At 66.0% G+C, this 9722-nt stretch carries 11 protein-coding genes; 9 read left to right on the top strand and 2 right to left on the bottom strand.

All coding sequences use genetic code 11. From position 1 onward, the window contains the following. The first annotated feature begins 185 nt into the window (after window positions 1-185). The 5 genes from F8R15_RS07890 to F8R15_RS07870 are packed head-to-tail and all read left to right on the top strand — an operon-like array spanning window position 186 to window position 3748. Window positions 186-875 carry a MotA/TolQ/ExbB proton channel family protein gene (locus tag F8R15_RS07890; RefSeq protein ID WP_253732458.1) on the top strand — a complete coding sequence of 230 codons (690 nt, stop codon included), beginning with the start codon at window positions 186-188 and terminating at the stop codon, window positions 873-875. Window positions 876-885: 10 nt separating this feature from the next. Continuing rightward, window positions 886-1269, top strand: coding sequence for a biopolymer transporter ExbD (locus F8R15_RS07885; RefSeq protein WP_152844195.1), 384 nt, complete (start codon window positions 886-888; stop codon window positions 1267-1269). Then, a complete protein-coding gene (locus F8R15_RS07880) occupies window positions 1266-1679 on the top strand; it encodes a biopolymer transporter ExbD (protein ID WP_152844194.1) in 414 nt (137 codons plus the stop codon). Before F8R15_RS07885 ends, F8R15_RS07880 begins: the two co-directional genes overlap by 4 nt. After that, window positions 1676-2518, top strand: coding sequence for an energy transducer TonB (locus tag F8R15_RS07875; protein ID WP_152844193.1), 843 nt, complete (start codon window positions 1676-1678; stop codon window positions 2516-2518). Before F8R15_RS07880 ends, F8R15_RS07875 begins: the two co-directional genes overlap by 4 nt. Window positions 2519-2575: 57 nt before the next feature. Further along, window positions 2576-3748, top strand: a complete 1173-nt coding sequence (locus tag F8R15_RS07870) for a M20 aminoacylase family protein (RefSeq protein WP_152844192.1) — start codon at window positions 2576-2578, stop codon at window positions 3746-3748. A 3-nt stretch (window positions 3749-3751) separates the two neighbouring features. Here F8R15_RS07870 and F8R15_RS07865 read toward each other — a convergent pair whose 3' ends face one another. Together F8R15_RS07865 and moaA are read right to left on the bottom strand one after the other, a co-directional pair. After that, a complete protein-coding gene (locus tag F8R15_RS07865) occupies window positions 3752-4159 on the bottom strand; it encodes a universal stress protein (protein WP_152844191.1) in 408 nt (135 codons plus the stop codon). Between the two features lie 152 nt (window positions 4160-4311). Further along, complete coding sequence (gene moaA, locus F8R15_RS07860; protein ID WP_078599362.1) at window positions 4312-5319, bottom strand: GTP 3',8-cyclase MoaA; 1008 nt, start codon at window positions 5317-5319, stop codon at window positions 4312-4314. 135 nt (window positions 5320-5454) lie between these two features. Between moaA and F8R15_RS07855 the strand changes: the two genes are divergently transcribed. The 4 genes from F8R15_RS07855 to F8R15_RS07840 all read left to right on the top strand — a co-directional run bounded on the left by F8R15_RS07855 (window position 5455) and on the right by F8R15_RS07840 (window position 9709). Beyond that, a complete protein-coding gene (locus F8R15_RS07855) occupies window positions 5455-5943 on the top strand; it encodes a D-galactarate dehydratase (protein ID WP_152844190.1) in 489 nt (162 codons plus the stop codon). Between the two features lie 8 nt (window positions 5944-5951). Then, window positions 5952-6398: an isoprenylcysteine carboxylmethyltransferase family protein gene (locus F8R15_RS07850; protein WP_253732456.1), complete on the top strand. Its 447-nt coding sequence runs from the start codon at window positions 5952-5954 to the stop codon at window positions 6396-6398. Window positions 6399-6685: 287 nt separating this feature from the next. Further along, complete coding sequence (locus F8R15_RS07845) at window positions 6686-8260, top strand: Re/Si-specific NAD(P)(+) transhydrogenase subunit alpha (protein WP_368731019.1); 1575 nt, start codon at window positions 6686-6688, stop codon at window positions 8258-8260. A gap of 15 nt (window positions 8261-8275) precedes the next feature. Next, window positions 8276-9709, top strand: a complete 1434-nt coding sequence (locus tag F8R15_RS07840; protein ID WP_152844188.1) for an NAD(P)(+) transhydrogenase (Re/Si-specific) subunit beta — start codon at window positions 8276-8278, stop codon at window positions 9707-9709. Window positions 9710-9722 lie beyond the last annotated feature (13 nt).

Genomic DNA, 9722 nt, shown 5'->3' with positions numbered 1-9722 from the left:
CTCACCCGCTCTCCGCTGCCGTAGAACAGGTCGTAGTACAAAGGGTACCTGTTGACCTCGCCTCGGCAATGTGGATACCCCTGTGTTTGCTGAGGCGTTGGGCCGATGCGGTGCCTGCAACGGGAGACAAACCCACTCCGCCGGCACCACCTCACCGCGCCTGTGGGCGTGCATTGGAGGGCGCGATGGACGGCACCGCTCAGATTTCCGGAGCTCTTCCGGGGCGCATGTTCGATGCGCTCGTGCTCGGAGGTCCAGCGATGTGGGCGATTGCGGCGCTGTCCGTGATCTCGCTCGCGGTGATCATCTGGAAAATCTGGGATCTGCTGGCCGCCGGCGCGTGGTCGGGCGGGGCGCATAGCCAGGCGGCGATTGCGGCTTGGGCGGCAGGCGATCCCGACGGGGCCGAGGCGGCTTTGGCGGGGCGGCGCTCGTTGCGCGCGCAGCTGGCCCGTGCCGCGATGGCGAGCCTACGCGATCCGCAGCTCGATCGGGCCGGGGCCGAGGCCGAAACGGGCCGCGTCGCGCGCGATCTTCTGGCGCGCGCACGCTCCGGGCTGCGGGCGCTGGAACTGGCCGTGGTGATCGGCCCGCTCTTGGGGCTTCTGGGCACGGTCGCGGGGATGATCGCGGCCTTCCGCGCCTTGCAGGAGGCAGGCGTTCAGGCCGATCCGGCGACGCTTGCAGGCGGCATCTGGGAGGCGCTTCTGACGACGGCGGCGGGCATGGCTGTGGCGATCCCGGCGCAGATCGCGCTGTCGGGCTTCGACGCGGTGGTCGACCGTCTGCGCCACGACATGGAAGACGCCGCGACCCGCATCTTCGCCCGCGCGCCCGCCACGCTCACCGAGCGGCCCCGCGCCGCCGCCGAGTGAGGCGCGCGCGATGTTCGCCTTCGGTCAAGCGCGCCCCCGCCGTCGCCCGGCACTGACGCCGATGATCGACGTGGTCTTCCTGCTTCTGGTGTTCTTCATGCTCGCCTCGCGCTTTGGGGTGGAGCGCACGCTCGACCTGACCTTGGGCGGCGGCACATCTGGCGCGGAGTGGTCCGGGCCGCCGCGTCTGGTCGATGTGGGCGAAGGCGGTACGGTCAGCCTGAACGGGCAGGTGGTCGCGCTCTCCGATCTGGCAGGCGCGCTGCAGCCGCTGATGGAACAGCCTTCCGATCCGGTCGTGCTACGTCCCAAAGAGGGCGATCTGAGCGCGCTGACGCAGGTGATCGAGGCGTTGCGCGGCGCGGGGCTGAGCAATCTGGTGCTGGTGCCATGAGGCTTTTTACCGATCCGCCTCGACGCAGCTTGCCCGAGCCGCTTTTGCCGATGATCAACGTGGTCTTTCTGCTGCTGATCTTCTTCCTGCTGGCTGCGACGCTGGCCCAGCCGACGCCCTTCGAGGTCACCCCACCCGAGGCTTCGGGCGAGGGCAAGGCCGATCCCGGCGCGCTGGTCCTGTTCGCGAATTCCGAAGGCGAGATCGCCTATGGGAAGGCGCGCGGCGATGCGGCGATTGCGGCGCTGGGAGCGGCGGCGCAGGATGCGCGCTTGGACTGCGGCGATTGCGCCGACAGCCTGACCCTGCGGGCGGATGGGAAGCTTCCCGGCGACGCGCTGGCCAAGCTGATGCCGCAGCTAGCGGGTCTCGGTTTCACCGATCTCAAACTCGTGGTGCGGGGCAAATGACGCTGCGCGGGCTGGCTTTCGCGGGCGCGCTCGGCGCGGCTTTGGCGGTCCATGCGGGCGTGCTGATGGTCTGGGAGCCTGCGCCTGAGGGCGGGGCGCAATCGGCGGGCGACGGGGGCGACGCGCTCGTCTCGCTTGCGCCGTCTTCGCCGTCCATGGCCGCGCGCGTGGCCGAGTGGGAGCGCCCGCCCGAGGTCGAGACGGAGGTTGCGGCGACGCAGCCTGAGGCTCCAACCGCGCCCGAAGCGCCTGAAGCCCCGACCGAGCCGGTCGAGACCGCGCCGCAGACTGCCGCAGCCCCCACGCTGGCCGCGCCACCTGCGCCCGATGCGGCGCTGCCCGAACAGGCCGAGCCCGCACCGCCCGACATGCCGCGACCTGAAGCCAAGCCCACGCCGCCTGTACCGAAACCAGCGAAGCCGAAACCCAAAGCACCCGCGAAGAAACAGGCCTCGCAGCCCGCCCCCGCCCAGCCGAAGCAGCAGGCGAAGGGGCAGGGCGACAAAGGGGCGGCGGGCGACCGGCGCGCGGCTCCGGCGGCGACGCTTTCAGCGGGGCAGATCAACGCGCTGATCGACAGCTGGGGCGGCCAGATCCGTGCCCGTGTCGCGCGCCATCAACGCATGCCTGCGGGAGCGCGCCGGGGCGTTGTCGGCGTGATCGTGACCGTGGCGCGCGACGGGCGGCTCCTCGGCGTGTCGGTTGCGCAAAGCTCGGGCCATGCGGATCTCGACCGGGCGGCGCTCGACGCCGTGCGCCGGGCGGGTCGTTTCCCCGCAGCGCCGCAAGGCTTGGGCAAACCCAGCTACAGCTACTCCTTGCCGATGGCCTTCCGCTGAGCGCGGCTTGCACCCACCGGCAAGGCGAGGCAGGGTGCGCGCAACCAAGGAGCGAGCATGCCGATCAAGAACCGTTTTGCCGAAATGCACACGGAAGCCACCGCATGGCGGCACGATTTCCACCGCAATCCCGAACTGCTCTACGATCTGCCGCGGACCTCCGCGCGCGTGGCCGAGCTGCTGCGCGAATTCGGCTGCGATGAGGTGGTCGAGGGGATCGGGCGCACGGGCGTTGTCGGCGTGATCGAAGGGCAGGGCGCACGCCAAGGTGGGCTGCGCTGTGTCGGGCTGCGCGCCGATATGGATGCGCTGCCGATCCGCGAGAAAACCGGCGCCGAACATGCTTCCGAGATCGAGGGCAAGATGCATGCCTGCGGCCATGACGGGCACACTTCGACCCTGCTGGCGGCGGCGAAATACCTTTGCGAGACGCGCGCCTTCGCGGGCCGTGCCGTGGTGATTTTCCAGCCCGCCGAAGAGGGCGGGGCCGGGGCCAAGGCGATGATCGAGGACGGTCTGATGGAGCGTTTCGGCATCGAGGAGGTCTATGCGCTGCACAACATGCCGGGGATGGAGCCGGGCAGTTTCGGCATCCGGCCCGATGCGATGATGGCGGCGGCGGATTTCTTCGACATCGTGGTGACCGGCAAGGGCGGCCATGCGGCGAAACCTCAGGAAGTGATCGACCCGGTGCCGATTTCCGCCCATCTGATCCTCGCGCTGCAAAGCATCGTGTCCCGCGCGACCGATCCGCTGGAGGAGATCGTGCTGTCGGTCACGACGCTGGAGACCGACTCGAAAGCGCTCAACGTGATCGGCAATTCGGTGAGCCTTGGCGGGACGGTGCGCACGATGAGTGCCGAGACCCGCGATCTGGCCGAGCGCCGCCTGCGCGAGATCGCGCAGGGGGTGGCCGCGACCCATGACGCGACGGCCGAGGTCGATTACCGGCGCGGCTATCCCGTCACGCGTAACGATGCGGCGGCGGCCGAGGTCGCAGCGCAGGTGGCCGAGGCCGTGGCAGGCACCTGCGATCGCAACGTCGACCCGATGATGGGGGCGGAGGATTTCGCCTATATGCTGGAGGTGCGCCCCGGGGCCTATGGCTTCATCGGCAATGGCCCCAGCGCGCCGCTCCATCACGCGGAATATGATTTCAATGATGCGATCCTGCCTGCGGGTGCAAGCTGGTTCGTCGGGATGGTCGAGGCGCGTTTGCCTGCCGAGTGAGCCTCAGCGCATCACCATCACCGCGCATTTCGCATGGCGCACGACACGCCCGGCGGTCGAGCCGATCAGGTAATCGCCAAAGCCCGGGCGGTGCGACGCGATCACGATGCAATCGGCCCCGATATGTTCGGCGTAGTTCAGGATTTCATGGCCGGGCTGACCTTCGACGATCGCCCAGGCGCCAGCGTCGAACTCCGCCGCGCGCGTGGCGAGGTCATGCTCCAACGTCTTGTGCAATTCCTCCGCATAGCCCTCGGGCATGTAATTGATCGCATAGGCGGGGACGTCTTCCATCACATGCAGCAAGGTGATGCGCGCCCCGTCGCCTGCCAGCGCCCGCGCGACATTGATTGCGGCGTCGGGGTTGTGATCCTCGTCGAAGGCGACGGGCACGAGAATGTTGGAATACATTGGTTTGGCTCCCTTTCTTTGTCGGGAGCCTGCCAGACGGTCTGGCCCTATGCATTGATTTGGGTCACGCCGGAGGTAGGCCGCGCCACCAAATTCGCGTGAGTTGCCTGAGACCTGCGCCGAGCGCGTAGCCGACGCAGGTTTGGTGAGGCTCAGCCGCCGGTATGGCTCATGTGGCGCGACATCTGGCCCGAGACGGTCTGGCGCGAATAGTCGAAATCATGGCCTTTGGGCTTGCGCGAGATCGCCTCGCGGATCGCGGCTTCCAGCGCCGCGTCGTCCTCGCTGGCTCGCAGGGGCGCGCGCAGATCGGCGTTGTCTTCCTGGCCCAGACACATGAACAGCTCGCCCGTGCAGGTCACCCGCACGCGGTTGCAGTTCTCGCAGAAATTATGCGTCAGCGGCGTGATGAAGCCGATCTTCTGACCGCTTTCCTCAAGCCGGACGTAGCGCGCCGGGCCCCCGGTCGATTCCGCCAGATCGGTCAGGGTGAAGCGCTCGGCCATCGCCTTGCGCACATCCGAGAGCGGCCAGTATTGATCGAGCCGCAGATCGTCGCCCATCTCGCCCATCGGCATCACTTCGATAAAGGTCAGATCGAAGCCTTCCGCCGCGCACCAGTCGATCAGGGTGAACAGCTCGTCCTCGTTGAAGCCCTTCAGCGCGACGGTGTTGATCTTGACCTTGAGACCCGCGCGTTTCGCGGCCTCGAGACCTTTGAGCACCTGTTCGAGCCGGCCCCAGCGCGTGATCTTCGCGAATTTGTCGGCATCGAGCGTATCTAGCGAGACGTTGATCCGCTTCATGCCCAGAGCCGCGAGATCATCGGCGAATTTCGCAAGCTGCGAGCCATTGGTGGTCAGCGTCAGCTCGCGCAGATCGCCGGTCTCCAGATGCCGCGAGATCGAGCGGAAGAAGGTCATTATGTCACGCCGCACCAGCGGCTCGCCCCCGGTGATGCGCAGCTTCTTCACGCCGAGGCGGATGAAGGTTGAGCAGAGCCGGTCCAGTTCTTCGAGCGTCAGCAGTTCCTTTTTCGGCAGGAACTGCATGTGTTCGGCCATGCAATAGGTGCAGCGAAAATCGCAGCGGTCGGTGACCGACACCCGCAAGTAGTCGATCGGGCGGGCGAAGGGGTCGATGAGGGGCGTGTTATCCATGGTTCGGAAAGTAAGGCGCGGCGGGCGGGGCGGCAAGGGTCGTCGCGTGGATCACGTGCGGGCAGGGCGCAGAGCGGGGGGTGGCAGTCGCCTCGGACTGGGCATAGGCTCGACGAAATTTTAAGGAGATTTCGAATGCGCAAACCCCTCTCCCGCCCGATCCTGGCGCTCACGCTGATGATGCCGATGGCGGGCTGCGCCACGCTGGGACTCAACGGCCCGAACGCCGCGGGCCCGGCGACCACGGCAGCCCCCGACGCCGCCGCTCCGGTCGCGGCCCCGATCCCGAAACCGAGTGCGAAAACCGCCGATTCCCTTGATACCACCACCGCGGAGCAGCGCGCAGAGGCGGCGAAGAAACCCGTGGGCGGCGAGACCAAGCTTGGCACCACAATCGCGAGCCTTGGCGATCCGGCCGATCCGGGCTTCTGGGTGAAGACCGGGCTGGTGAAAAGCGAGACCCCCGGCCGGATCGAAGACCCGAAGACCGGCAAATCCGCGAAGGTCACGCTGATCCCGTCGGGCAAGGCGGCTGGCTCGGGCTCGGAAGTGTCGCTGCCCGCGCTGCGCCTGCTCGAGGTGCCGCTGACCGATCTGCCTGAACTCACCGTCTACAAACTGTAAGCAGCGCGATGAACCCTCTGCGCGAGATCGACATTCCGCCGCTCTGGCTCGTGCTGTTCGCGGCGCTGGTCTGGGGGCTCGGGCAGGTCGTGCCGATGCCGTTTCGCTATGATCGCGCGCTCGGGATGATCGCGATCGCGCTTGGGCTTGCACTCATGCTGGCCGCGGTGGGGCAGATGCTGCTTCACCGCACCACCTTCATTCCGCGCCGTGACCCGTCGGACCTCGTGACCTCCGGCGTCTTCGCGCTGTCGCGCAACCCGATCTATCTCGGCGATGCGCTGGTGCTGGCGGGGCTGGCGCTGATCTGGCACGCGCCTTTGGGGCTTCTGCTGGTGCCGGTCTTCATGTGGTTCATCACGCAGCGCTACATTCTCGGCGAGGAAGCCCGGATCGCCGCGCATTTCGGCGACGCTTACACCGCCTACCGCGCCCGGACCCGCCGCTGGCTCTGATCGAGCCGCGGCAAAGTGCTGCGCCCGTCAAAAAAGCTGATGACGGTGCAATCGGGTCGCAGCGCAAGAAAGTTCCGGTAAGGCTCTAATATAAAAAGAAAAATAGCCCCAAAGTTCGGTATTCAATGGTATACACGGACCGGTGAGGCGCGCCGTGACCGATTAACAAGGTTTTACGGCCCATCGGTGCTTGTGAAACATTATTGCGCGATGCTAAGGAGTACGACGCAAGATTCCGGGTGCGCAGGCCATCGGCTAAACGCACCGCTATCCAAGGGGGAGTTAGAGTGAAAATCGGAGCTCCAAAGGAGATTTTCGAGGGCGAGGCGCGGGTCGCCATGACGCCCGACTCGGCTTTGCAGCTGCAAAAGCTGGGCCATGAGTGTTTCATCGAGACCGGGGCAGGCGTCCGGGCCGGCTTCACAGACGAGGCCTATGAGGCCGCGAACGTGACCGTCATCAAGACCGCCGCCGCGCTGTTCAAAGAGGTGGATTTCGTCATCAAGGTGCGTCCGCCGAGCGATACAGAGGTCAAGCGCCTCAAGCCCGGCCAGACCCTGATCTCGTTCTTCTACCCGGCCCAGAACGAAGAGCTTCTGAAAGCCGCAGAGAAGACCGGTGCGAACGTGATCGCGATGGACATGGTCCCGCGGATTTCGCGCGCGCAGAAAATGGATGCGCTGTCGTCGATGGCCAATATCGCGGGCTACCGTGCGGTGCTGGAGGCAGGCAACAACTTTGGCCGGTTCTTCACCGGGCAGGTGACGGCGGCAGGTAAGGTTCCGCCGGCGAAAGTGCTCGTGGTGGGCGCAGGCGTCGCGGGTCTTGCCGCGATCGGCGCTTCGACCTCGCTGGGTGCGATCACCTACGCGTTCGACGTGCGTCCCGAAGTGGCCGAGCAGATCGAGTCGATGGGCGCCGAGTTCGTCTATCTCGATTTCGAGGAGGCTGCGAAAGACGGCGCCGAGACGGGTGGCTATGCTGCGCCGTCCTCGCCGGAGTTCCGCGAAGCCCAGCTCGCGAAATTCCGCGAACTGGCGCCCGATATCGACATCGTCATCACCACCGCGCTGATCCCGGGCCGCGACGCCCCGGTGCTGTGGACGAAGGACATGGTCGAGGCGATGAAGCCGGGCTCGGTGATCGTGGACCTCGCCGCCGAGCGCGGTGGCAACTGCGAACTGACCGTGCCGGACCAGAAGATCGTGAGCGACAATGGCGTGACCATCGTCGGCTACACCGATTTCCCGAGCCGCATGGCGACGCAGAGCTCCACGCTCTACTCGACGAACATCCGTCACATGATGACGGACCTGACGCCCGAGAAGGACGGTGTCGTCGTTCATGACATGGAAGACGATGTGATCCGCGGCGCGACCGTCGCCTATCAGGGCGCGATCACCTTCCCGCCGCCGAAACCCAAGGTGGCCGCGATCGCGGCGCAGAAGCCGAAGGAAAAGGCCAAGGAGCTGACGCCGGAGGAAAAGCGCGCCAATGAGGTCGCCGCCTTCAAGGCGCAGACCCGCAATCAGGTGACGCTGCTCGCCGTGGGCGCGATCGTGCTTCTGGGCGTGGGCCTCGTGGCGCCGGCCAGCTTCATGCAGCACTTCATCGTTTTCGTGCTCAGCTGTTTCGTGGGCTTCCAGGTGATCTGGAACGTCTCGCACTCGCTGCACACGCCGCTGATGGCTGTGACCAACGCGATCTCGTCGATCATCATCCTCGGCGCGCTGTTGCAGATCGGATCGGGCTCGTGGCTCGTGATCCTGCTCGCTGCGCTGTCGGTGTTCATGGCCGGGATCAACATCTTCGGTGGCTTCATGGTCACCCGGCGCATGCTCGCCATGTTCCAGAAGTCGTAAGAGGGGGAGAGCGTAATGGAAAACGGATTTTCGACCGCCGCCTATGTCGTCGCGGCAGTTCTCTTCATCCTCTCGCTGGGCGGCCTCTCGGGGCAGGAAAGCGCGAAACGGGCCGTGTGGTATGGCATCGTCGGCATGGGCCTTGCGGTTCTGGCGACGCTGATCGGCCCGGGTTCGGGCCTGTGGCTTCTCTCGGTCATCCTGATCGCGGCCGGTGGCATCATCGGCTGGTTCGTTGCGAACCGGGTGCAGATGACGGAAATGCCGCAGCTTGTGGCCGCGATGCACTCGCTGGTCGGTCTCGCCGCCGTCTTCGTGGGCTACAACGCCTATATCGAGATGGCGCGCGTCGGCGCGATGGGCGTGGAAGAACAGCACGCGCTGAAGGGCTTTGCCGCTCTGATCGCGCATAAGACGCCGGTCGAGCTGTCGATCCTGCGCGTCGAGCTGTTCCTCGGCGTGTTCATCGGGGCGGTGACCTTCACCGGGTCGGTCGTGGCCTTCGGCAAGCTCGCGGGCAAGGTGACCTCGAAGGCCACCAAGCTCCCGGGCGGGCATATGCTCAACGCAGGCGCCGCGATCCTCTCGGTGATCCTGCTGATCCTGTTCATCAACGGGGCAGGCGCTTGGGCACTGATCGCGATGACGCTTCTGGCCTTCTTCATCGGCTACCACCTGATCATGGGTATCGGCGGTGCCGATATGCCGGTCGTGGTGTCGATGCTGAACTCCTATTCGGGCTGGGCCGCGGCGGCGATCGGCTTCTCGCTGGGCAACGATCTTCTGATCGTGGTCGGCGCGCTGGTCGGCTCCTCGGGTGCGATCCTGTCCTACATCATGTGCAAGGCGATGAACCGCTCGTTCATCAGCGTTATCCTCGGCGGCTTCGGCGGCACCTCCGGTCCCGCGATGGAAGTCGAGGGCGAGCAGATCGCGATCGACGCCGATGGCGTGGCTTCGGCTCTGCGCGACGCCGATAGCGTGATCATCGTGCCGGGCTACGGCATGGCGGTGGCGCAGGCTCAGCAGGCGGTGTCGGAACTGACCCGCAAGCTGCGCAGCCAAGGCAAGGAAGTCCGCTTCGCGATCCACCCGGTCGCGGGCCGTCTGCCGGGCCACATGAACGTGCTGCTGGCCGAGGCGAAGGTGCCTTACGATATCGTCCTGGAAATGGACGAGATCAACGAGGACTTCCCCGATACCGACGTGGTGATCGTCATCGGCTCGAACGACATCGTGAACCCCGCCGCACAGGAAGATCCGAACTCGCCGATCGCTGGCATGCCGGTTCTGGAAGTGTGGAGGGCCAAGCAGGTCTTCGTCTCGAAGCGCGGTCAGGGCACCGGTTATTCGGGCATCGAGAACCCGCTGTTCTACAAAGAGAACACCCGGATGTTCTATGGCGACGCCAAGGACTCGGTGAACCAACTGCTGCCGCTGATCGACTGATCGGCAGGGCAGG

The organism is Thioclava sp. JE_KL1 (assembly GCF_009296265.1).
Lineage (GTDB): Bacteria > Pseudomonadota > Alphaproteobacteria > Rhodobacterales > Rhodobacteraceae > Thioclava.
This window is presented reverse-complemented; position numbering and strand designations above follow the sequence as displayed.